18 protein-coding genes and 4 tRNA genes are annotated in these 23,294 nt (G+C 42.1%); 3 read left to right on the top strand and 19 right to left on the bottom strand.

Annotated elements, in window-relative coordinates; all coding sequences use genetic code 11:
• Window positions 1-24: 24 nt before the first annotated feature.
• The 12 genes from rpoB to ACEQZT_RS09930 form a co-directional block, all read right to left on the bottom strand.
• On the bottom strand, window positions 25-3,894 hold the full coding sequence (gene rpoB, locus ACEQZT_RS09985) for a DNA-directed RNA polymerase subunit beta (protein WP_370089287.1): 3,870 nt from the start codon (window positions 3,892-3,894) through the stop codon (window positions 25-27).
• A gap of 133 nt (window positions 3,895-4,027) precedes the next feature.
• On the bottom strand, window positions 4,028-4,411 hold the full coding sequence (gene rplL / locus ACEQZT_RS09980) for a 50S ribosomal protein L7/L12 (protein WP_370089286.1): 384 nt from the start codon (window positions 4,409-4,411) through the stop codon (window positions 4,028-4,030).
• A 31-nt stretch (window positions 4,412-4,442) separates the two neighbouring features.
• Window positions 4,443-4,973 (bottom strand): 50S ribosomal protein L10, encoded by a 531-nt coding sequence (gene rplJ, locus ACEQZT_RS09975; protein WP_370089285.1) that lies wholly within the window; start codon window positions 4,971-4,973, stop codon window positions 4,443-4,445.
• Between the two features lie 5 nt (window positions 4,974-4,978).
• Window positions 4,979-5,677 carry a 50S ribosomal protein L1 gene (gene rplA / locus ACEQZT_RS09970; RefSeq protein ID WP_370089284.1) on the bottom strand — a complete coding sequence of 233 codons (699 nt, stop codon included), beginning with the start codon at window positions 5,675-5,677 and terminating at the stop codon, window positions 4,979-4,981.
• 9 nt (window positions 5,678-5,686) lie between these two features.
• Window positions 5,687-6,130, bottom strand: a complete 444-nt coding sequence (gene rplK / locus ACEQZT_RS09965) for a 50S ribosomal protein L11 (RefSeq protein ID WP_370089283.1) — start codon at window positions 6,128-6,130, stop codon at window positions 5,687-5,689.
• Between the two features lie 10 nt (window positions 6,131-6,140).
• Window positions 6,141-6,704 carry a transcription termination/antitermination protein NusG gene (gene nusG / locus ACEQZT_RS09960; protein WP_370089282.1) on the bottom strand — a complete coding sequence of 188 codons (564 nt, stop codon included), beginning with the start codon at window positions 6,702-6,704 and terminating at the stop codon, window positions 6,141-6,143.
• A 15-nt stretch (window positions 6,705-6,719) separates the two neighbouring features.
• The gene (gene secE / locus ACEQZT_RS09955) at window positions 6,720-6,911 is read right to left on the bottom strand and encodes a preprotein translocase subunit SecE (RefSeq protein WP_349564714.1); all 192 of its coding nucleotides are present in this window, start codon (window positions 6,909-6,911) and stop codon (window positions 6,720-6,722) included.
• A 21-nt stretch (window positions 6,912-6,932) separates the two neighbouring features.
• A tRNA-Trp gene (locus tag ACEQZT_RS09950) sits at window positions 6,933-7,005 on the bottom strand.
• Between the two features lie 95 nt (window positions 7,006-7,100).
• Complete coding sequence (gene tuf / locus ACEQZT_RS09945) at window positions 7,101-8,288, bottom strand: elongation factor Tu (RefSeq protein ID WP_370089281.1); 1,188 nt, start codon at window positions 8,286-8,288, stop codon at window positions 7,101-7,103.
• Between the two features lie 73 nt (window positions 8,289-8,361).
• A tRNA-Thr gene (locus ACEQZT_RS09940) sits at window positions 8,362-8,433 on the bottom strand.
• A 70-nt stretch (window positions 8,434-8,503) separates the two neighbouring features.
• Window positions 8,504-8,576, bottom strand: a tRNA-Gly gene (locus ACEQZT_RS09935).
• Between the two features lie 7 nt (window positions 8,577-8,583).
• A tRNA-Tyr gene (locus ACEQZT_RS09930) sits at window positions 8,584-8,669 on the bottom strand.
• A gap of 158 nt (window positions 8,670-8,827) precedes the next feature.
• Between ACEQZT_RS09930 and ACEQZT_RS09925 the strand changes: the two genes are divergently transcribed.
• From ACEQZT_RS09925 to frr, 3 genes are read left to right on the top strand one after another with little or no spacing between them, the layout of a single operon-like run.
• Complete coding sequence (locus tag ACEQZT_RS09925; RefSeq protein ID WP_370089280.1) at window positions 8,828-9,322, top strand: biotin/lipoyl-containing protein; 495 nt, start codon at window positions 8,828-8,830, stop codon at window positions 9,320-9,322.
• Between the two features lie 57 nt (window positions 9,323-9,379).
• On the top strand, window positions 9,380-10,084 hold the full coding sequence (gene pyrH / locus ACEQZT_RS09920; protein WP_370089279.1) for a UMP kinase: 705 nt from the start codon (window positions 9,380-9,382) through the stop codon (window positions 10,082-10,084).
• 19 nt (window positions 10,085-10,103) lie between these two features.
• On the top strand, window positions 10,104-10,658 hold the full coding sequence (frr, locus tag ACEQZT_RS09915; protein WP_370089278.1) for a ribosome recycling factor: 555 nt from the start codon (window positions 10,104-10,106) through the stop codon (window positions 10,656-10,658).
• A 72-nt stretch (window positions 10,659-10,730) separates the two neighbouring features.
• Here frr and ACEQZT_RS09910 read toward each other — a convergent pair whose 3' ends face one another.
• From ACEQZT_RS09910 to ACEQZT_RS09880, 7 genes are all read right to left on the bottom strand, one after another.
• Window positions 10,731-11,660, bottom strand: coding sequence for a hypothetical protein (locus ACEQZT_RS09910; protein ID WP_370089277.1), 930 nt, complete (start codon window positions 11,658-11,660; stop codon window positions 10,731-10,733).
• Window positions 11,661-11,749: 89 nt separating this feature from the next.
• Window positions 11,750-12,706, bottom strand: a complete 957-nt coding sequence (locus ACEQZT_RS09905) for a hypothetical protein (RefSeq protein ID WP_370089276.1) — start codon at window positions 12,704-12,706, stop codon at window positions 11,750-11,752.
• 58 nt (window positions 12,707-12,764) lie between these two features.
• Window positions 12,765-13,655, bottom strand: coding sequence for a hypothetical protein (locus ACEQZT_RS09900; RefSeq protein WP_370089275.1), 891 nt, complete (start codon window positions 13,653-13,655; stop codon window positions 12,765-12,767).
• Window positions 13,656-13,830: 175 nt separating this feature from the next.
• Window positions 13,831-14,334 carry a transposase gene (locus ACEQZT_RS09895; RefSeq protein WP_370089274.1) on the bottom strand — a complete coding sequence of 168 codons (504 nt, stop codon included), beginning with the start codon at window positions 14,332-14,334 and terminating at the stop codon, window positions 13,831-13,833.
• A 360-nt stretch (window positions 14,335-14,694) separates the two neighbouring features.
• Entirely contained in the window at window positions 14,695-14,928 is a 234-nt protein-coding gene (locus ACEQZT_RS09890) for a hypothetical protein (protein WP_370089273.1), read from the bottom strand.
• Window positions 14,925-18,371, bottom strand: coding sequence for an ADP-ribosyltransferase (locus tag ACEQZT_RS09885; RefSeq protein WP_370089272.1), 3,447 nt, complete (start codon window positions 18,369-18,371; stop codon window positions 14,925-14,927). The genes ACEQZT_RS09890 and ACEQZT_RS09885 overlap by 4 nt, the downstream gene beginning before the upstream one ends.
• Entirely contained in the window at window positions 18,371-23,290 is a 4,920-nt protein-coding gene (locus ACEQZT_RS09880) for a hypothetical protein (protein ID WP_372530152.1), read from the bottom strand. Before ACEQZT_RS09880 ends, ACEQZT_RS09885 begins: the two co-directional genes overlap by 1 nt.
• Between the last annotated feature and the right edge of the window lie 4 nt (window positions 23,291-23,294).

Below are 23,294 nucleotides of genomic sequence, written 5' to 3'. Positions count from 1 at the left end.
CGGGGAATGATTGTCAATAATTAATTAGTCCAAAGTAATTTCAAGAGCCAATCCTCTCAATTCATGTATCAATACATTGAATGATTCAGGGATGTTTGGCTTATTCATGTTCTCGCCTTTCACGATCGCTTCATAAGCTTTTGCTCTTCCAATCACATCATCCGATTTGATAGTTAGGATTTCCTGAAGAACGTTGGCTGCACCGAATGCCTCCAATGCCCATACCTCCATTTCACCAAATCGCTGGCCTCCAAACTGTGCCTTACCACCAAGCGGCTGCTGAGTAATAAGTGAGTATGGCCCGATACTTCTTGCGTGCATCTTGTCATCTACCAAGTGACCTAGTTTTAGCATGTAAATCACACCAACAGTCACCGGCTGGTCAAAACGCTCACCTGAAAGTCCATCGTATAGGTAGGTTCTACCAAAGCTAGGTAGTCCTGCTTCTTTCAATTCATTCTGAACTTCTTCCTCAGAAGCTCCATCGAAAATTGGAGTAGCGTATTTTCGTCCAAGCTTCAATCCAGCCCAACCCAATACGGTCTCGTAAATCTGTCCGATGTTCATTCTTGAAGGTACACCAAGTGGATTCAACACGATATCTACCGGGGTTCCATCTTCCATGAATGGCATATCTTCCTCACGTACAATCTTCGCAACCACACCTTTATTTCCGTGACGTCCTGCCATCTTATCACCTACTTGAAGCTTACGTTTCTTAGCCACATAAACCTTAGCAAGCTGAACAATTCCTGCAGGAAGCTCATCACCTACTTCTAGTGTAAATCTTTCTCTCTTGAACTTACCAGAAATATCGTTTCTGTACCCGATGTAGTTTTTCACCAATTTGAAAATCAAATCGTTAGTCTTATCATCAGACACCCAGTTTTCGATAATTAAATCAGAGATCAGGTTAGCCTCTTCCGGCACATTGTAGTTACTCTCATCTCTGTATTTGTTCTTAGGTGGAAATAAGTTCGCTTCGATATTCTTCTTAGAGAACTTGACACCTTTACTCATCACTTCTTCACCAAACTTGTGTTTGATTCCCTGACAAGTTTTACCGTCAAGCAGTTGAGTAATTTTTTCAATCATCGTAGCTCTAGCCTCAGTAAGTTGCTGGCTATACTTATTCTTAAGCAGCTCAACTTCTTTCTTCGCTCTAGCTCTTACGTCTTTGTCTTTCTTAGGTCTTGAGAAAAGCTTAGTGTCAATAACTACACCTTTCAATGATGGAGAAGCTTTCAAAGAAGCATCTTTCACATCACCAGCCTTGTCTCCAAAGATTGCTCTAAGAAGTTTTTCCTCAGGAGTTGGATCAGACTCTCCTTTAGGAGTGATCTTACCAATAAGGATGTCACCTTCTTTGATTTCTGCACCAGTTCGGATGATTCCATTTTCGTCAAGGTTTTTAACCGCCTCTTCAGAAACGTTAGGAATCTCACTAGTAAGCTCTTCCTCTCCTCTCTTTGTGTCTCTTACTTCAAGTTCGAACTCGTCTATGTGAATAGAGGTGAAGATATCTTCTCTCACCACTCTTTCCGAGATCACGATCGCATCCTCAAAGTTGTATCCTTGCCAAGGCATGAATGCCACCTGCATGTTGATACCAAGTGCAAGCTCTCCTTTTTCAGTGGCAAAACCATCGCAAAGTGCTTGCCCTTGTTTCACTTTATCACCTTTCTGTACAATCGGCTTCAAGTTGATACAAGTGTCCTGGTTCGTTCTTCTGAACTTCACCAAATCATAGGTTACCACAGAGTCATTGAAGGTAATGATCTGTTCATCTGAATCTAGATCATACCGCACTGTAATCTTCCTTGCATCCACATATTCGATCACACCATCTCTCTCTGCTCTAATCAACGCACGAGAGTCAAGTGCTACTCTTTCTTCTAGACCTGTTCCTACGATAGGAGCTTGTGGTCTCATCAAAGGAACTGCTTGACGCTGCATGTTTGACCCCATCAAAGCCCTGTTCGCATCATCGTGCTCAAGGAAAGGAATCATAGATGCCGCCACTGATACAATTTGATTTGGTGCAACGTCCATGTAGCTTACTTCGTCTTCGCTACAAAGCGGGAAGTCGCCTTCAAATCGTGCCTTAATTTTATCGTTTAAGAATTTCCCCTTGTCAGATAATGGCGCATTTGCCTGTGCAATATTGTGGGTATCTTCTTCTTCAGCAGTCAGGTACTTGACATTACCCGACATATCCACTGTACCTTTTGAAACTTCTCTATATGGAGTTTCAATGAATCCCATTTGGTTCACTTTTGCGTGAACGCATAGAGAGGAGATCAAACCAATATTTGGTCCCTCGGGTGTTTCAATGGTACAAAGTCTTCCGTAGTGTGTGTAATGAACGTCTCGAACCTCGAAACCAGCTCTTTCTCTGGAAAGACCGCCTGGCCCAAGTGCCGACATTCTTCTTTTGTGAGTTACCTCGGCAAGTGGATTCGTTTGATCCATAAACTGAGATAGCTGGTTAGTACCAAAGAATGAGTTGATTACTGAAGAAAGTGTTCTCGCGTTGATCAAATCAACAGGCTTGAAATCTTCATTGTCTCGAACGTTCATTCGCTCTCGAATGGTCCTTGCCATACGTGCAAGACCTACGCCGAATTGTGAGTAAAGCTGCTCACCTACAGTTCTAACCCTTCTGTTACTCAAGTGGTCGATATCATCGACTACTGCCTTACTGTTGATCAATCCGATCAAGTACTTCACAATAAGAATGATATCATCCGTAGACAATACTCTTCGATCCCAATCGGTATCGATTCCTAACTTCTTATTGATTCTGTATCGACCAACTTCTCCAAGGTCATATCTCTTATCTGAGAAGAATAAGCTTGTGATGATATCACGCGCAGTTTGCTCGTCAGGAGCCTCCGTATTTCTCAACTGACGATAAATCTGCTCAACAGCCTCTTTCTCAGAGTTTGAATTATCTTTTTGAAGTGTGTTATAAACGATTGAATACTCTGCAATATTCACATCCTTTCTATGCACGATGATGGACTTAGATCCAGAATCGATGATGGTCTGAATGTCGTCCTCGGTGATCATGCTGTCACGCTCAAGAACAACCTCATTTCTATCAATAGAAACCACCTCTCCAGTGTCTTCATCTACGAAATCTTCCGTCCAGGTTCTTAGAACTCTAGCCGCAAGTCTTCTATCAATAACCTTTTTAAGCTCTTTTTCAGTAGCCTCAATTTCTTCCGAAAGACCAAATAGATCTAGAATTTCCTTATCAGAACCGTATCCTATTGATCTAAGAAGTGTAGTAATTGGAAACTTCTTCTTACGATCGATGTAAGCATACATTACGTTGTTTACATCAGTCGCAAACTCAATCCATGAACCTTTGAAAGGGATAATTCTGGCACTGTAAAGAAGTGTTCCGTTGGTATGCTTGCTTTGTGCAAAGAACACACCTGGAGATCTGTGCAATTGAGATACAATTACTCGCTCAGCTCCATTAATAACAAACGAACCTTTTTCGGTCATGTATGGGATATTACCCAAGAACACTTCCTGCTCGATTGTTTCAAATTCTTCATTTTCCTCGTCATTACAAAGTAGACGAAGTTTAGCTTTTAGAGGAACTGAATAGGTCAATCCTCTTTCGATACATTCCTGAATGCTGTACTTTGGAGGGTCAACTGTATAGTCTACAAATTCCAATACGAAATTCTCTCTGGAATCCGTGATTGGGAAGTTTTCCATGAAAACCTTGTAAAGACCTTCACCTTCTTTTCTTTCAGCAGGTGTGTCTAGCTGGAAAAAGTCAACGAATGACTTTAATTGTACATCCAGAAAATCCGGATAATCAATAACTGATTTGATTGAAGAGAAATTGATTCTCGTGTTATTGTTGTTAGCCAAAGCTTACGGAGTTTAAGTTTATTAAAAATTGAAAAGGACGTTTAGCTTTACATACAAACAGGAAAAGACCTGATCCCTGATCCCGAAAATTTCGGGAGGGAGCCAGGCCTAAACCTTTGGTATTATATGCTAATTACTTTAATTCTACTTCAGCACCAGCTTCTTCAAGCTGCTTTTTCAATGCCTCAGCTTCGTCCTTAGCGATTCCTTCTTTTACTGGCTTAGGAGCACCATCAACAAGCTCTTTCGCTTCTTTTAGGCCTAGTCCAGTAAGTTCTTTCACCAACTTAACGATAGCAAGTTTTGCACCGCCTGGAGACTTAAGGATCACGTCGAAAGAAGATTTCTCTTCTCCAGCAGCTCCGCCTTCAGCTCCACCACCACCAGCAACCATTACTGGTCCAGCAGCTGCAGCTGGCTCAATGCCATACTCGTCTTTTAGGATATTAGCTAGTTCGTTTACCTCTTTTACTGAAAGGTTAACTAATTGCTCTGCAAATTCTTTTAAATCCGCCATTTTATTAAGTATTAATTCTGTTTAAAAATTTTTAATTCTCTCGTTCTGAAAGTGTTTTAACAATACCAGCAAGCTTGTGCTCTCCACTCTGAAGTAGAGTAAGTACATTCTTGGCAGGCGATTGCAATAGTGTGATGATATCTCCAATAAGCTCTTGCTTAGATTTCAAGCTAGCAAGTGCTCCAAGTTGATCTTCACCAATGAATAAATCCGAGTCTATGGAAGCAGCCTTGAATTTCGGTCTATCTTTTGAATCCGCTTTTTTGAATTCTTTGATAATCTTCGCAGGAGCATTCGCAACTTCGTTTACGAACATGATGCCAGATGTACCCTTCAACACTTCGTCTAGCGACGAAAAATCTCCATCTACATTCTCAAGGGCCTTCTTGATAAGCGTGTTTTTCACAAGCTTATATTCTACTCCTTTATTGAAGCACATTTCTCTGAACTTATTGATCTCTGCTACTGAGAGACCTGAAGTGTCAGCTATATAGAAATGATCTGTTTCCTTAAACTTTTCAGTAAGGTCACTTATTAGTTGTGCTTTGTCTTGTCGTGTCATAACTATTATATATTCGCTATGCTACCTTTATCAATTGCTATTCCACTGCTCATCGTCGATGATAGCGTGATCGACTTAAAGTAAGTCCCTTTTGCAGATGCAGGCTTCAGCTTTGAAACAGTCTGAACCATCTCAATAACATTTTCTCTGATCTTGTCTGCATCGAAAGAAACTTTACCTACACTCGTATGGATAATTCCAAACTTGTCTACTTTGAAGTCAATCTTTCCAGCTTTCACTTCTTTCACTGCCTGTCCAATATCCATCGTCACTGTTCCTGACTTTGGATTAGGCATCAAACCTCTTGGTCCAAGTACTCGTCCGAGTTTACCTACTTGTGCCATCACAGTCGGCATAGTAATGATTACATCTATATCTGTCCAACCTCCTTCGATCTTCTTTACATAATCATCCAGTCCAACATGATCCGCACCAGCATCTTTAGCTTCTTGCTCCTTATCAGGCGTGCACAGCACCAATACTCTCACATCTTTACCTACTCCATGAGGTAGAGACACTACTCCACGAACCATCTGGTCAGCTTTCTTTGGGTCAACACCTAATCGGATGTCAACATCTACAGAAGCGTCAAATTTTGTAAAGGTGATTTCCTTCACCAGCTTTGCCGCCTCTTCCAAAGAATACTCTTTCCCAACCTCTAACAGTTCCTGAGCTTTCTTTTGATTTTTTGTAAGCTTTCCCATTACCAAATATTAATTTGCCCAAGGGGCTTTACCTGAAATTTTCACACCCATGCTTCGCGCTGTTCCGGCTACAACTTTCATTGCAGACTCAACACTGAAAGCGTTCAAATCTGGCATCTTGGTTTCAGCAATTGCTTTAACCTGATCCCATGATACTGATCCCACTTTCACACGGTTAGGCTCGGAAGATCCTTTTTTCAACTTAGCTGCTTCCATTATAAGAGATGCAGCTGGAGGCGTTTTAATTACAAAATCAAAAGACTTGTCTGCATAAATCGTAACAACAACCGGAAGAAGCTGTCCTGGCTTATCCTGAGTTCTTGCGTTAAATTGCTTACAGAAGTCCATGATATTTAGACCTTTAGCTCCTAAAGCAGGTCCTACCGGTGGAGAAGGGTTAGCCGCTCCGCCTCGTATCTGTAATTTCAAATAGCCTGTTATTTCTTTAGCCATTTTTACCTAATTAATCTTCTTTTTCTACCTGTATATAATTCAATTCGACAGGTGTATTTCTGCCAAAAATCTTAACCGTAACATTAAGCTTCTTACGATCCTCAAATACCTCCTCTACTGTACCCGTGAAGCCACTAAAGGGACCGTCCATCACTTTCACGCTTTCACCCACTATGAAAGGGGTATCCAGCTTTTCCTCATACTCCTCAACCTCATCAACTTTACCAAGGATTCTATTCACCTCAGCTTGTCTTAAAGGAATTGGATCTTTTGTAGTGCTACTTCCGGTTGATCCTAGAAAGCCGATCACATTTGGAATTAGCTCTTTATTTGTAACTAAGTGCTGAACCTCACCATTGGAGAAGTCGGCTTGAATCAACACATATCCAGGAAAGAAATTTCTTTCCCTAACTCTTTTTTTACCATTACGCATCTCATATACTTTTTCCGAAGGAATAAGTACCTGAGGGATGTAATCAGTCAATTCCTGGCGAACCACTTCATTTTCAATGGCTTCCTTGACCTTTTTTTCCTTGCCACTAACCGCTCTTACTACGTACCACTTATACTCCATCCTGACCCGTACGTATTATAGTTCCTGATAAATAAACTCCATCAAATTTTCGAAGGCATAGTCTATCGCTCCAATCATGAGCGCAAAAATCAACGATGCTACGAGCACCAAAATGGCGCTATTTTGCAAATCACCATACTTTGGCCAAGACACTTTATGTGTCAGTTCATCGTAAGATTCTTTGAAAAATGTGATAACTTTAGACATAGTATTTCCTTCATTTAAAAGCACGGGAGGAGGGACTCGAACCCCCAACCAACGGTTTTGGAGACCGCTACTCTACCAATTGAGCTACACCCGTAAAAAACAAGCAGTCCCAAAAGGACTGCAAATTTAGAGTAATCAGTTTGTATAAACAAATCCCGATATACTATCGCATATCGGGATAACTATTTATTAATCAAGAATTTCAGTTACCTGACCAGAACCTACAGTTCGTCCACCTTCTCTGATTGCAAATCTCAATCCTTTCTCAAGCGCTACTGGGTTGATAAGCTTAACATCAATAGTTACGTTATCACCAGGCATTACCATCTCCACATTCTCAGGAAGCATGATCTCACCAGTTACGTCAGTAGTTCTTAGGTAGAACTGAGGACGGTACTTGTTGAAGAATGGAGTGTGACGTCCACCTTCTTCTTTTGATAGAACGTAAACCTCTGCTTTGAAGTGAGCGTGAGGAGTTACAGAACCTGGCTTACAGATGATCATACCTCTTTTGATCTGATCTTTCTCGATACCTCTCAAAAGAAGACCAACGTTATCACCAGCCTCACCTCTGTCTAGAATCTTACGGAACATCTCTACTCCAGTGATTGTAGACTTAAGACCTTCAGCACCCATACCAATGATATCAACAGGATCTCCAGAGTTAATTACACCTCTTTCGATTCTACCAGTTGCTACAGTACCTCTACCAGTAATTGAGAATACGTCCTCAACTGGCATCAAGAAATCCTTATCAACAGCTCTTTCCGGAAGTGGAATGTACTCATCTACAGCCTTCATTAGCTCTTCGATTTTCTCTACCCACTTAGCGTCTCCGTTTAGACCACCAAGAGCAGATCCCTGAATTACAGGAACGTCATCACCTGGGAAATCGTAATCAGAAAGAAGCTCTCTGATTTCCATTTCTACAAGCTCTAGAAGCTCAGGATCATCAACCAAGTCAACTTTGTTCATGAACACAACCAATGCAGGTACACCAACCTGTCTTGAAAGAAGGATGTGCTCTCTTGTTTGTGGCATAGGTCCGTCAGTAGCAGCTACCACGATGATAGCTCCGTCCATCTGAGCAGCACCAGTTACCATGTTTTTTACATAATCCGCGTGACCAGGGCAGTCAACGTGAGCATAGTGACGATTTTCAGTCTGATACTCAATGTGTGAAGTATTAATGGTAATACCTCTTTCTTTTTCTTCAGGTGCATTATCGATAGAAGAAAAGTCTTTTGCGTCAGCAAGACCTTTTCCAGCAAGTACCGCTGAAATTGCTGCAGTTAAAGTTGTTTTACCATGGTCAACGTGTCCGATTGTACCAATATTTACGTGTGGTTTCGAACGATCAAAGGTTTCTTTAGCCATGCTTGATAATCCTCGTTTGTTTAATTTATTGTTATTACTCTATTTTCTAAATCCAATTGTTCCTTGAAACAAGAGCCAATGAGGGGATTTGAACCCCTGACCTCTTCCTTACCAAGGAAACGCTCTACCCCTGAGCTACATCGGCTAGTTCTAAACTCTCTGAGTTCAGAATTTTGAACCAAAGAGCTCAAAGACCCTGAAATTTCAGGGATTTGAGCGGGTGACGAGGCTCGAACCCGCGACCTACAGCTTGGAAGGCTGTCGCTCTACCAACTGAGCTACACCCGCTTAAAAATGGTGGGGAGAGCAGGATTCGAACCTGCGAAGGAATACACCAACAGATTTACAGTCTGTCCTCGTTGGCCGCTTGAGTATCTCCCCTAGTTTTTAAATACTTTCAAGAACTACTTTTTCCAGATGCTTTCCAGAAAAAGGATTGCAAAAGTATATGGTTTTTTCAACTAATCAAATTTCATTTTTAGATAAAAAAACTATTTAGACTCATAACTTTGACGAACTTAATTTCAAATGACAATTTCATGATAGAAGTAAAGGTCGGTGAGACTGAAAAAATAAGCGTAACGAATAGTAAAGAAGGTGTTTTGCTTAATGGTGAGCTTTTTGATGGCGAGGTAGTGAAGGTTGGAGAAAGTTCATATAAAGTTTACAGAGAAACGAAAATTTTTACAATCGATGTTGTGGAGCGGGAAGGAAAGAAAATGAAATTGAAAGTGAATGGTGTTTTACTTGACGTTTCCGTCACTGATCACATCGATCAAATCCTTGATAAACTTGGCATGGATGTTTCTGCCAGCGCAGCAGTAAAAGATGTGAAAGCTCCTATGCCGGGCTCTATCCTAAATGTAATTGTTGCCGAAGGTGATGAAGTGACACAGGGAGATCAGCTCCTAGTGCTTGAAGCTATGAAGATGGAGAATGTGATTAAGTCTCCAGGAGACGGGAAGGTTAGTAAAATACATGTGGTGGAAAAAGAGAATGTGGAAAAAAATCAAGTCCTTATTTCATTCGAGTGATTCCCATTCATATACATATATATATTTGCACGATTTTGTCCTTCTTATAAATAAAGCATGACTTACAAACGAATACTACTAAAGCTAAGCGGTGAAGCACTGATGGGAGAAAAGCAGCACGGAATTGACTCCAAAAGGCTGACCCAATATGCAGAGGAAATAAAGAAGGTAGTAAATCAAGGGGTGGAAGTGGCCGTGGTAATTGGCGGTGGTAACATATTCAGAGGTGTGGAAGCAGAAGCGTCAGGTATCGATCGTGTGCAGGGTGACTACATGGGTATGCTGGCCACAGTGATAAATGCGATGGCTCTTCAAAGCATGTTTGAGAAGCAGGGGATGTACACCCGACTGATGGCCGGGCTAAAAATGGAGCAAGTGTGCGAGCCATTTATAAGAAGACGCGCAATACGACACCTGGAGAAAGGAAGGGTCGTGATTTTTGGAGCAGGGATTGGCAACCCGTATTTCACGACGGATTCTACGGCCAGCTTAAGAGCAATAGAAATAGAGGCAGATGTGGTACTGAAAGGAACCAGAGTAGATGGCGTATACTCTGAGGATCCGGAAAAAAATCCCAATGCGGAGCGTTATTCAAAAATATCTTTTCAGGAGGCTTACGAGAAAAACCTGAACATCATGGACATGACAGCTTTTACGCTTTGTCAGGAAAACAACCTCCCGATCATTGTGTTTGATATGAATAAGGCCGGAAATCTTCAAAAGATCGTGGCTGGAGAAGAAGTTGGAACACTCATTCATTGATAATTTTTAATTTTCAACCATGGAAGAAATAGAGATATACCTGGATACAGCTAAAGAAATGATGGAAAGTGCGATCAAGCACACCAAAGATGCATTTGCAAAAATCAGAGCTGGCAAAGCTATGCCCAATATGCTGGATGGCGTGGAGGTGGAATACTATGGAAACATGACTCCTCTGAATCAAGTGGCCGGAGTGACCACTCCTGATGCCAGAACGCTGAGCGTAAAGCCATGGGAGAAAACTATGCTCCAGGAAATAGAGCGAGCAATTATCAACAGCAACCTTGGGTTTAATCCTCAAAATGATGGTGAGCAAATCCGAATTAATATCCCGCCTCTTACTGAGGAAAGAAGGCTGCAGCTGATGAAGCAGGTAAAAGCTGAAGCGGAAAAAGGAAAAATCAGTATCCGAAATGCACGCAAGGACACCAACGACTCTCTAAAGAAGCTGGATGGTGTGTCTGAGGATTTGGTGAAGAGTGCGGAGGATGATGTGCAGAAACTTACTGATACCTACACAGGAAAAATAGATGCGCTTGTGGAAAGTAAGGAGAAGGATATTATGACGGTTTAAGAGACTAGAAAAGAAATTCGAAAACCAGAGTTTGAAAGGACTCTGGTTTTTTTGTTTGTTAGTTAATAAGTGTTATTCAACCCGCATGATAAACGCTAGCTCAAAATAAGCTGGACGATTATCAGTAGTAGTAACTGCTTCAACCTCAGAAACAGAGCTATCGATACAAGCTGGATTGGTTCTATAATAATTAGGGTTATCCTTTTGTGTACAACTAGTCCATTGAATAATTTCACAGGTTGCTTTAGATGGAGATATTGTAGCTCGTGCTTCCGCACAAGAAGATGCTCTTATATTTGATACACTCCTATTATAGTCAATAGTCTCACCAGTACCGGGATCCGTTTCACACCTTTCAACGTACTCAATATCAAACAAATAAGGATCCGTTTCACAGCCAGCACCTGTTATATACTTACTCTTCCTCTCATAACTAATATTCGTGGTATTAAGCCCGTCGCTTCCCCCTGCACTTCCTGGACTCCCTCCTGCACGTATAAACTTTCCTGACAGATTGGGTGTGATCCCTGTACCATCGCATAATTGAAAATTAGGCGGGATATCCGCAACATTTCCAGACCACATAATGATGCCACCAATAGGAATTACTCCAAAACCGCTCAAGCGGTTTGCACTGAGATCATTATTTACACGCACCTCATATGGAGTGGTGATGTAGGTTATATCGCTCGGTATAGCATCCATATCTGGATCGACACCCTCTGTATCCCACGGATTTAAATAAATCCATGAGTCCGCTTTGTAATAAGCGAATCTATTAAAAACGGAATCATAAACAATCAGACCATTGGTTTCACCATCCATCCCTCCTCTGATCATAGATGTATGGGCATAAGGAAGCAAAACCCCCTTATTTCGCTCTGGTGCAGTTACCTGAAAAATGGCTCCAGGCTGAGGGCTTGGTCGGCCTATACTCACTCCGTCCTGAGCAAACAATTGAGCAATGTAAAATAACAGAAGAATTATCAGTGGATATTTCATGTGAAGGTTAGGTATTAGTTCTGATGCAAGATAGGTTTTTTCAGGAAACGTTTTCCTTGAAACAATTGGGTCTCCCTTCTTCAATAGACTTATTCAACCCTCATAATATAAGCCAATCTATAATACACAGGCCTATTATCAGAGCCAGTTACAACGTCAACAATTCTGACCTCTGAATTGAAACAATCCGGATTATTTCTATAGTAATTAGGATTTGCAGAAGTGGTGCAATCAGGTTCAAAAACGTAATCACAACCAGCTCCCGGATCACCCAGTTCAGACCTTGTTTTATTTTTTGCATCAGCACAACTGGAAGCTTCAACAGTATATGGTAAATAAGGACCAAAACAGGTGTTTTTTACTCTTACTGTATACTCATATTCATATGTATTACAATTAGTGGTATTAATCGTATATTGTGATGTATGCTGATAACTTATTTCGGTTGTAGACAAATTATTAGAACCTCCCCCGGTACTCCCTGACCTGGCACCAACCACAAATTTCCCTACCAAATTTGGTGTAGTGTATCCATTTCGGCTTGTGCCGTCGCAAAGCTGATAATTGGTAGGAATACTGGCTTCTGAACCAGACCACATGATAATTCCACCAAGAGGCACAACTCCATAACCATCAAAATGATCTGCTATCACATCACCATTTACTTCCAATGCAGAGGAAGGAGCAGTTGTGATTCCAATTCCAACATCATAAGGAGTTGTGATGTAATTAATGTCCGATTGATCCCCTGCAGGATCTACCCCTTCTGTATCCCAAGGGTTTAGGTACATCCATAATAAATTCTTTCTGAAGGCATATCGATGATGCACTGAATCATACACCAAGAGTCCATCCGTATTGCCCGACATCCCTGCCCTGATATTGTTTGGATATGAATATGGGAATAACACTCCTTTGTTTCGCTCTGGTGCTGTTACCTGAAAGATAGCTCCAGGCTGAGGGCTTGGTCGGCCTATACTCACTCCATCCTGAGCACAAATACTGCTTAAAGAAAAAATAGAAATGAGGATGATTAAATACTTCATTTTTAAATTGGTTCTAAATCAAAATTAACTCGCTGAAATATGTCACAGGAATTTTCAATTATTTGCTTATGAAAAAGGACATATAAACTTTGAAGGAATCACCTGGAGGAATAAAATACCTTGTTCCGGTAGCATCACTATCATAGCCAAGGGAAACCATTGGATCGGGTTCTATTTCATATTTTTCTTCCGCTGGATACCACCTGGCAATTTTTACTACATGCAAAGCCTCACCCGTACCAGTTGTCCGTCTGATAACTCCCGGAATCCGGCCTGCTCGATCTTCAAATGCGGTCTTTAGTGCGGTTGGTAAAGATGAAAAATCAATTCTGAGCTCATCTATATTTCTATCTGATCTGGCAGTGGCTTCAAAAGATAGTTCCACAAACCAACACAGCGGTCCCATGTCTGCATACTTTAATGTCCCACTTACAGCCTGAACTGGGTATTCTGTGACACTCCCCCCCGATATCTGAGTTACATGACTGGTATTTAGATTTAAAGTCACCCATGTCCGATTTTCCAACAGTGCATAGTTTTGAACTGTTGTTTCAAATGCATCATGCTTGGCTTCAAGGTCATCCAACTGCCCCCTATTCACTCCATCGCCCGCGTTTGTTCCGTCTGCCAGATTGGTGATCTTATTGTTGGACATATTGATGTTGAACTTTGCAGGGGTAGGGATCAGCCGAACCCATGAGCTGCCATCATAATAATCAAATGCATCGATTGTTTCATTATAAATTATGAGACCCTCAGCAGGGTTGACAATATTATTTCGCTGGGCTGTGGTTAATCTTGGAACAAGCATGCCTTTGTTATCACTCGGTGCATCTACGTGTAGAATGGCACTTTCATCAGGTGCGGTGATACCTATGCCTACTCCGTCCTGAGCGATAGAAAAATGAACGAAAGCAACTATAAAAGCAGAAAAAAAGAAGTTTTTCATGGAAGGAGTTTAAACCGTTCAAAGATACTATTTCCACCCATAGAACCAGTATCTATCAAGGTATTTTTGGATTCCGAATTCACTTGATTGCACTCGTTACAAAACGAGCGCTAGCTGGGTTTGCGCAATGGGCCACTAGGTTCATCCCCTACCTGGCGCAAGTGTCCGCTTGTGCCTATTCTATAAACATAATTTCCAACAATCCTTTGCCGCCTACATAATCAACCGCACTGCTGTATTTCCAATGTTCCGGTTCATTGACAAATCCTGAAACCACAGGGTTCATATGTAGATAATTCAACCTTTCAGACATCATATCATTATTGCTCAACGCTATAGGTTGATTGTGCTGTTGCCAGAGCTGCCATCCGTTATTATTTCCATTTTGCTTGCCAGCTCTTTCCATCATCCAGATTATCCATTCTTTTCGGCTTTCACCAGGATGAGTTGAAATCTCTTGCCTTAACTCTTTGGAAGTAAAACTTTTGAAATCCCTAAGTATATCTTGCATCGGTTTATCCGTTGTGCCTATAATTAAATGGATATGACTTGGCATAAAGCACCATGCATAAACTTCTAAGCCTTTCTCTTTTTGGCAATGCCTTAGACTAGACAATAATACCTCTGAATACTCTGGCCTTATGAACAAATCTACCCAGTATACTGTGGCAAAACTCACAAAATACAGCTTAGATTGATCCCTGAATTTGTATTTGCGGCTCACACCATTAAAGTAATGCAACAATTAGTAAAGCACAAGCGGACGCTTGCGCTAGTGGGGGCAGAAAAAAAGAAGTTTTTCATGGAAGGAATTTAATCCGTTCAAAGATACTATTTGTACCCATAGAACCAGTATCTATCAAGGTATTTTTGGATTCCGAATACTTGATTGCACTCGTTACAAACGAGCGCTAGCGGGGGTGATCACGCATATGAAAGTAACCCGAGAGAGCGTTTACCTGCTCTCCATCTATGACAAGTCCGGACAGGAACACATCTCTGACAAGGAACTGAAAGGACTGCTCAAAGAGATACCGGGTCAGGATTTGCTCTCTGTACCGTCATTCTTATCGTCCTTAAAAACATCTTCCTTCTTTTCGTCTGGATGCTTATCATAACCCTGCATTTCAACTCTGACTTTACGAGCATGACGTTTCCGAGCTTGCTGCAAAGCCTCTCTTTCTTCAGGTGTCATATTTTTCACTCGCTCGTCAGATTCTTCGAACATTTTCTTTACTCTGTCTGAAAATTCTTTATTTGATTCCCCCATCATTCTACAAGTTTTATTGATATAAATTTCTCTCCATTTGGTAAAACATCTTCTACGTAATTTTCAACTTTAAATTTTGATCCGCTTTTGAATAAAATTTCTGACTCACTATAGCTTGGGTCAAATGAAGGCCCATATGCGGAGATATCTTCAATATCAACTCCATTTTTACCATTTATCTCTAAAAAGACCTTTGTCTCTCCTGTCTGGGCAAAATCATCCGCAAAAGATTTCGCAACGTCCAGATCTTTGCTTGTGGACATGAAAGCATCTTCGATAACCTCGCTTCCATTATCAAAAGCGTTCTTGTATTTAGCCAACACAGATTCTGGTAAAACAGTGCCTCTGTATACAGGTTGAGAATATTTAGGCAGCTTATCCATTGATTTATTCAAAGCTTTATTAAATGCATCAAACTGTTCCGTCATTGGATCAAGCCCTCTCAAAGCCCTGTTTAAGTCATAGTAAGCATCTGTCGTATAGTGATAAATCGAGGTAAGTTCTTCCACCGACATATCCGGAAACTTGCTCTTGATATTCGCTTCATCTACAACCCTGCGAGCATTGACAACATCGGCATTATCAAAGAATTTCAGGAAGTCAATGTCGGTTCTGTTAGGGCTATTGGAGATAACCTTCCACGCCTCTACCAGTTCTGGATTGCTATTGAACGAAGATTTTAAATGCACTAAATCGTCATCTAGTTTCAATAAATCCTCATCGCTCCATTTGACTATTTTGCTCCATAATGCATCAGATAGATCATCAAAATTTTTGAGTCCAAGTGATCTAATTCTCTGAATAGCTCTGGCTAGGTCATCAAGCTTACTTTTGCTTAATGCTTTGATTCCATCCAAAATCTTTTCAACTCTTTTCCACTTGCTCAGTTGACCAACTGCGGGAATAAATGTACTTCCTACGGGTATTAAGAGCTTTCCCTGCTCATACCTTGCAATATTATCAGTTCCTGAAAGTGTTCCCCAATACTCTTTTAAGCTGACCCACAGTTGCTCGTAGGTTTCTCCTTTGGTTATTAGGTTAAAAAACTCATTGACTGGCTCTATTGTCTCATATGCTTCCTCACATTCATCCCATACGCCTTCTATCCATTCTTTTTCTTTCGTGTAGTACTTTTCCTTTAGCCAGCTTATAGCTCCACCTTCTTGTTCTTCTTCTACTAAACGATTAATGATGTATTTATACCTTGCCTTAGTAAGATTGATTGTGCCTGGCTGGCATGAAATATACCAGTAAGAATATGCGTAAGCTAAATCTCCAATCGCTTCAGGTACCTCTTTTATCATCTCAATCAAGTCGAGAATTCCTTTAATCTCCTGGTAACCACCATCAATAACTCCCGACCACATTGGAGCATCTACAACCGAATACTTATAATCATCATCTAAATTCCAATCGCGCCAAAAGCAGTAAGGTATTATTCCCTCTCCTTTATAACTGGCGAAATTTTCTTCGTTGCACTCCTCTAACCATTCGACAATTTTTTGAAGTTTTTCAACAAATTCATTTATTGCGCCCTCTTCACCGTATTCACCTTTAACATCAAGATATAACGCTTCTAGGACTGCATAATACTCGCCATCCATAATTGAGTTGGCCACTTCTTCATCTCCTTCAATAAAAATGGCCTCCTCTACACTCCCCGGAATATTCACATAGTTGATCACCACATAGTCTTGTCCGGCAGCCAGTCCTTTTGGAGCGCCGGTGGGTGTGCGGGCCAAGTAGCTCTCCATGCTTACATCCTGGCTGTAGTTAATCACTACAAAGGTTGGTATCTCCTGTCCGGCCTGGTAGGTTTCTATGTTTGCTATGATCTGCGCCCGGTCTTCCAGCGGTACAAGCGGGCTTATGTAGTAGTTTGCTCCTTGCTGATAATCCGGCGGAAAGGTCTGGGGCGGGTCAATGGACTCAAGAAAAGTGGCAAAGGCACTTTCACCGGTGGTGCCAGCCAGTTCACCCAGGTTGTTGTCCAGGAAAGTAGCCACTATGTCTTTCATGGCTGTGCTGTCTTCCCTGCTAAGGCCAGTTATGACAAACTGGGCCAGCAGCTCTCCGCTGTTTTCTACCAAGGCATCTACCAGGTCTTTTACTTCCTGATCATTTTCATTTAATACTTTATCTATATAGGAAACCAGCTGATAGGCTTTTTGCAATCGACCCACAATGTTTTTCTGCCTCCTCAATGATGTGAAAGTCTTAGTGCGCACTTCACTCTGGTAGAACAAGCTGGTGTCCGTGAGTGCGGTGGGTTCCTTCAGCACGCTGAGCTGCCCACCCGATCCTTCCAGCGGGAAGTTGCCATCCTCCACTTCTTCCAGGTTTGAGGTGAGTTCAGAAGTAATTCGTGTGGAGTCAGACTTTAAGTTGGCGCGGTTTTGCATGGCTGTTTCCAACCGTGGTGCCAATTCCTCTAGCAATAACTTCTTGAGTAGATCTCTAAGGTCCTGCCCCAGGCCTTTCACGCTCAGGGTAATGTTCACTTCATCACTGCCTGCTCTGGCCTGGATGGCATAGTCACCTCCTACATCTATCGGAAAAACCAACCGGTTGCCATCAATGCTTGCCTTGGTGGTTTGTTCATTTTGCGGACTTATGGTCCACTCCACCTGCCTGGAAGGGGTGTTTTGCTCATCATCGATGGCCACAAGGGTGACGGTGGCGTCTTTGAGTACGGCCGTTTCTATCGTTTCACCGCTCTTGTAGAATTTATCCTGGTAGCTGATCAGCAAAGGTGGCAGGTAATTTTCTTTCACCACCTCCTGCAGCGTGTTTAAGCCGGCCAGCATGGCATCCCTTATCTGCCTTCCGGCATCATTTCTTTTGGTCGCCGAAGTGGTGAGGGATGCTAAAAACGGGTTGGAGCTGTCCGTTTTATCCAGGTTGTATTTGCCGGCTTTTATTTCATTGCTATATCGCACTGAAGTGGCAATGGAATATCCGGCATCATTGTCCCCACTTAGCTTATTGGTGACGATGATGTATGGAGCTGTTGTGTTTTCAATCTTGGCTCGTAGAGAGTTGTTTAAATGGCTGAAAATCGGTTCAAACCTTGGGTCCGCTTTTGAGACATCCATCTCACCCACGAAATAGACTCTGATCCCGGTGGATTGAAAAAAGAGCTCCGCATTTGTTCCCAGCTCACTGGTATTGAAGGTATTGAGAATCTCACGCAGGATTGCATTGTCAGCATAATCCTTGACAAAAGCATTGAAAATGTTATCAACATCCGCAGCATTTTCACCCGAACGATGAATGTGTGAGAGCATCACCCAGTCTGTGAAGTAGGAAAAGAACCGCTTGGTATCCTCTCCCGCTTTTTTATTGGCATCTTCCAGGTCTTGCGCAGGTGTAGATACACTGGTGCTAAGAAGTACCATTGCCAGCAACAGGCGTCCGATATATTTCAAATGATCGTTTATCTTCATCAGATTTCTTTGCTAAAGCTTGCGTTAATTGATTTACTGAAGAACAGCACCTGGACTCTTCCTCGAAGGCTACCTTCAAGGGTTGTGGGCTTAGGTATGAAATAAAGTATAAGATCTCCGCTGAGAGATATATCTACCAGTGTTGTAGACTTCCATTTAGGGCGTATACCTATAACCTTCTTGTATTCCATTACAAGTCTTGCATACACATCTGCCCATATTCCGAGTTTTGCGAGTGCCAGATCCGGGGTATACTGAACAGCAGCCAGTATACCAAAGGCAAAGCCTGCTTCAGCCGCAAAACGAACTTTCCAGATAATCACCGGAATGGTAGGTGTCTGTGCTCTTACAGACCACTCTACCCCAAGCCCCAGCTCTGCCTGGTTTTGGTTGATATCCAACCAGCCCGTAGGTGACCAGCCCACACAGCCCGGCACAAACCTAAGTCGATCATCACGGCTTCCAAGAGCCACCCTCCACTCGCCAGGCTTCACATCTACCAGGATGCTACCTTCAGCACACAATACATTTGGCTCATAAAGCTCTACAGAAGCATAGCCGAAGAAGTGCTTCTCTGCGGAGTTGTACTTGATCAGAACGACTCCCTGTATAGCCGCATTTTCATCTATACGGACGACATCAGGAGCCTTATTTCTCATCTGAATGTCTCCATCAAACTCAAGTGTATAATCGCCGTTCTCTTTTGTGTTGATTTCCCCAGCCACTGCCAGTCTCAGGTTATTCCCTCCCTTGGTATCGAAGAATACCACATTCATGAATGCTCCAAATCGCATTTCAGGATCAGGGACTATGCCTCCATTGTCTGTCTCTGCCATGTGATGGTATAAGCGACCGGAAACGCCCACCAGATTTGCAATCCCCATATTAACAGGGTTTTTGAGTGGCTTCACCGTTCGGTCTATCGGGTCGCCCAGCTTATATGGCTTGCTCTCCCCATCACCCTCATCATCATTACCTCTTATTTCTACAAACCAGTAAGAGTTATCACCCTTAAGACCATTGATGTAGGTAGCATTGAGAACGAAAGGCTTTGGCACTTTTACCTTCATATCAATATCTCCACTCCATACATTACCATAAGTTGGGTCGCTCGGCCTATACTCCACCCATCCCTCAAGATCTACTACCGGTGTTCGCATTTTCAACGGCAGAGGATCTACGGGAAGAGCATCCTTAATAGCTCCGGCGTAATCTCCATCGGCCAGCTTACTACCTATACCGGCAAAATCAATCGGATTTTCACCAGCAAGAAACGGAGGCAGACCAGCCTCTGCTAAGTATTCTTGTGCCAAATCTGCCGCTTTATCTTTGGCTAGTTGTTCTAGCGACTTGAGAATAATGTCCTTAGATCTTCCACTGATTTCAGAAGCGACACCTTTCATATCAATGCCCTGAACAAAATCAGAAGCCAGTCCTTCAATCGTAGATTGAAGATTTTCGGGACTTATAAAATTCGCTACATCTTTGGTTGTTTCGGTAGCCAACTCCATTAGCCCGTCAGCATATTTGCTTGCAATGTCTCCACCGTCAGCATTGCCCTTGAGAGTTGCGTAGATAGCCTCTGTACTATTCTCAATCAAGTATGCATATACCCGCTGCATGAATTGATCTATGAGAAGCGTCTTTACTGGATCTGTCACATTGTTTTTGACAGATTGATCCAGCGAGCTTGTGATTTCATTTTTAATAGCCTGCTTTGTTGCAATCCCAATCTCATTAACGATTGGTGCTACATCAATTTGGCTGTTTTGGAGGGAGTTAATCAGCTGCTGAGTAACCTGATCTACCAGATTATCTACTGATCGGTTAACAAATGATTTAGCTTTATCCGTTTCCTTTAGAACTGCCTCCTCAACCTTTTGGTTGAGGTCATTCATCGTCTGATCCAGCGGCTCCAGATAATGTGATGCCAGCACAGTCACAAATCCTTCTACAACCGGATATAGCTTATCTTTTTTCTGCTTATTGTTAGCTTCGGAGGCTTGGTCACCATTTTTAACAATGTCATCAGGAGCGTATATTTCTGTTCCCGAAGCGAGGCTTTGCTTATACGCTTCTGCCTCCTCTTGTAGCTCTCTCGAACCTTCGTTAAGTTTTGCCAGTAAGCTTTCTTCATAGGCTGCAATCTCTGATTCTACCTGAGCTACGACCTCCTCATAAGAAGGCCCCTCATCAGGGAGTGATGCAATGGAACCATTCGCTGAAGTAGGAACAAATGGATTTTCCACCGAGCTGTATACATTGACTGTTGGTTCGGCATCCGGCCCACTCACATCTTCACCAAGAACTATATCTGCTGTTGTGGCAAAGAAATACCTACCATCATAGCTTCCAGCTCCAATTACATCTATTGTAACCGGATATTTTTGGGCACTCATCAATGCATTTTTCCTCTCCTCAAGAGCTACAGTTCCATTTTTTGCTGAAAACCCTACCGAATAGTCTCCCCATACTTTGAAATCCCTTAGGCCTTTAAGCTTGACATCCATCCCCGGCCAATCCATGTCTATGTTCATGGTAATCCGTTCATTCCCTGAAAGAACAGCCCGATTAATTTTGACATAGATCTCTTGCTCCAGGGCTCCTTTATTGAAGTAAAAATCAAAGCCTTCAACATCGAGCAAAAAGCCCTTTTCAAACCCCAGGTTGTTGATTGGGATTTCGTATCCGAACCGATTGTCAAGACTCACAAAAGGTATCAGGAAATCACCTCGCAGTTTGCATTTATCGCTGACTACATTCTTCTCAATTTCAAGATCAAGCGAAAGTGGATTTGATGGAAATGTCTGAAACTTCAGTCCATCTTCAAGGTCATTATAGTCTGTATGTAGCTTAAGTGTTAATCCATCAGCATTTATGTAAGCAAATCGCTCACCACCATCCTGTGTATAAGACTGTCTGAAAGGTACATCAAAGTTTAGCTGACCTTTATGATCTGGAGACTTTTCGTAGGTCAATGAATAATCAACCAAATCTATGCCTTTCCACTCCAGATTTCCCTCATGAATTCCGGGAGACTGTTTGTCTGAAAAATCAATTACATAATTTGACGACCTAAGCCAATACAGCGTGTTTTGTATTGGCTGTATGGCATTGACAAATGCGTCAGGATTTCCATAGATATAGAAAAGATCGGGAGCATTATCAAACCTAAAGGAAGCTCTGGTATCCTCCATTCGTCGGACAACATCGGGTACGTACACATCACCGTCAAATTCTAACTTGAATTGGTCATCATTGATAAAAACCAGAGAGGATTGCTTTAGATCAATGGTGAAATCATACGGATCTAACAAATCAAACCTGTTAGCATTTTCAGGTAGATTGATAACCGTATTGACTTTAAAGTTGTTGAAGTTTGCCCATTGTTCTATTGAGTGAACAACAGGTTTTTCTGATGATAGAGTAGCAAATGGGAGATCCCAGAAAAATGTCCCGAAAGCAAACAATCCCTCGCGGTTGAGCTTGTACTTTTGAATTTCAAAAGTACCATCCTGGTTATCCTCATATCGTGGCTTGATAGTAATATTTCTTGGTTGAGGTATATCGAATTCGATAGTGCCACTCTCTAATACCCAGAAGCCTCCATTGTCTACCAATGAAATATTTTTGAATGTCAGGTTTGTCCATTGATCGACAGCAGGTGTAACTCTTACCGCTCCACCCCCTGAAATATTGGTTACATCTTTTCCGTTGATATAGTCCACATTGACCCGGTGATTTCCTGCATAGAAAAATTCAACAAGGCTTGGTCCATTCATCAAGCCAATCTCACTCTCAGCAACTATCTGTTCGCCTGTAAAGGCAGTCACTTTCCAAGCGTATTTTTCCGACTTGCCAAGGTTTGGTAGATTAATGGATCCACCGAAGTTGTTAAATGTTGGTGGCTGTTGGTAAGAAAACCATGGCTCATTTGCAACATAGGCCTCTTCCGCACTTTGGCCATCTTTCAATTTCATAACCTCAACCAAATATTCAACCGGCTGATTTGCTCGTTTGTTGTTAGGCGCTCTCCAACTCAGGTAAGGCTGCTCTTCACTTCTGAATCCACCATCAAATTCCGGCCAGGCTAGCTCAATACTTCCACCTTCCGGCCACCCATAGCTGAAGTAACAGAACTCACTTTTCCCCTTGTTTTTATATGAGTCTCTTCCATCAATAGAGCTAGCCTTGATCTGATAAACATATGTCTTACCAAGATCCAGCAATGGCTGGCCAGGACCATAAATGAAAGTCGGTGATGAGAGGTTTGAAGTTGTGAAAACCTGAAGAGCTTGTCCGTTGGGAACGGCAACCATTGGATCAGCGGAGGGGTCGGTCAGCTGCCAAATGGTAAGATCATAGGAAGTACCCATTTGGGCATTGGGACTTTGTGTATTGAATAACTGCCATTGAATTGGAAAAGATGTCAGCTGTGGATCAACGATGTTACCACACTGAGGTGATATGATTCTTGGAGGATCGTTTAGCTGAATCCACACATTGGTACATGTTTCTCTGGAAAGTGCATCTCCTGTTTCATAGTCAAGGACTTCCAGGCAAAATGAATACAGACCTTCCGGCAATCTACCGTTTTGACGCACCAGATTTGCCCCCGACCCAGAAATCTCCAGATTGTTAAAATTCAAATACTCCTGCCAATCCGTTGAAGTGAATTGATGAAGAACTCCTGGCTGAACCGTGATTGGGTCAATTGGAGTAAAATCATTTCGGGTTCTGATGCGAACATCAGCACTTTCTATTGTAAGGCGTAGTTTAAACGTCCAGGAAGGCTCATTGAAATCGTTAAAGACAATGTTTGCGACTAGCTGATTCTTACCAGGATCCGTATAATCTTCCAGAAATAATGAGTATGGGGCATTAACTACAGGTGAAACATTAGCAGGGAATCTCTCCACCTGT

It is taken from the genome of Ekhidna sp. (assembly GCF_964218185.1).
Taxonomy (GTDB): Bacteria; Bacteroidota; Bacteroidia; order Cytophagales; family Cyclobacteriaceae; genus Ekhidna.
Note: the sequence above shows the minus strand (reverse complement) of the source record. Positions and strands in the feature narration are given on the sequence as shown.

What these genes read in the sequence shown, in the direction of transcription:
- ACEQZT_RS09890 (WP_370089273.1), bottom strand. Translation starts at nt 14,928, where the DNA reads ATGATGGGGGAATCAAATAAAGAATTTTCAGACAGAGTAAAGAAAATG.
- ACEQZT_RS09900 (WP_370089275.1), bottom strand. Translation starts at nt 13,655, where the DNA reads ATGAAAAACTTCTTTTTTTCTGCTTTTATAGTTGCTTTCGTTCATTTT.
- secE (WP_349564714.1), bottom strand. Translation starts at nt 6,911, where the DNA reads ATGTCTAAAGTTATCACATTTTTCAAAGAATCTTACGATGAACTGACA.
- nusG (WP_370089282.1), bottom strand. Translation starts at nt 6,704, where the DNA reads ATGGAGTATAAGTGGTACGTAGTAAGAGCGGTTAGTGGCAAGGAAAAA.
- rplA (WP_370089284.1), bottom strand. Translation starts at nt 5,677, where the DNA reads ATGGGAAAGCTTACAAAAAATCAAAAGAAAGCTCAGGAACTGTTAGAG.
- pyrH (WP_370089279.1), top strand. Translation starts at nt 9,380, where the DNA reads ATGACTTACAAACGAATACTACTAAAGCTAAGCGGTGAAGCACTGATG.
- frr (WP_370089278.1), top strand. Translation starts at nt 10,104, where the DNA reads ATGGAAGAAATAGAGATATACCTGGATACAGCTAAAGAAATGATGGAA.
- ACEQZT_RS09885 (WP_370089272.1), bottom strand. Translation starts at nt 18,371, where the DNA reads ATGAAGATAAACGATCATTTGAAATATATCGGACGCCTGTTGCTGGCA.
- ACEQZT_RS09905 (WP_370089276.1), bottom strand. Translation starts at nt 12,706, where the DNA reads ATGAAGTATTTAATCATCCTCATTTCTATTTTTTCTTTAAGCAGTATT.
- rplL (WP_370089286.1), bottom strand. Translation starts at nt 4,411, where the DNA reads ATGGCGGATTTAAAAGAATTTGCAGAGCAATTAGTTAACCTTTCAGTA.
- rplJ (WP_370089285.1), bottom strand. Translation starts at nt 4,973, where the DNA reads ATGACACGACAAGACAAAGCACAACTAATAAGTGACCTTACTGAAAAG.
- tuf (WP_370089281.1), bottom strand. Translation starts at nt 8,288, where the DNA reads ATGGCTAAAGAAACCTTTGATCGTTCGAAACCACACGTAAATATTGGT.
- ACEQZT_RS09925 (WP_370089280.1), top strand. Translation starts at nt 8,828, where the DNA reads ATGATAGAAGTAAAGGTCGGTGAGACTGAAAAAATAAGCGTAACGAAT.
- ACEQZT_RS09910 (WP_370089277.1), bottom strand. Translation starts at nt 11,660, where the DNA reads ATGAAATATCCACTGATAATTCTTCTGTTATTTTACATTGCTCAATTG.
- rplK (WP_370089283.1), bottom strand. Translation starts at nt 6,130, where the DNA reads ATGGCTAAAGAAATAACAGGCTATTTGAAATTACAGATACGAGGCGGA.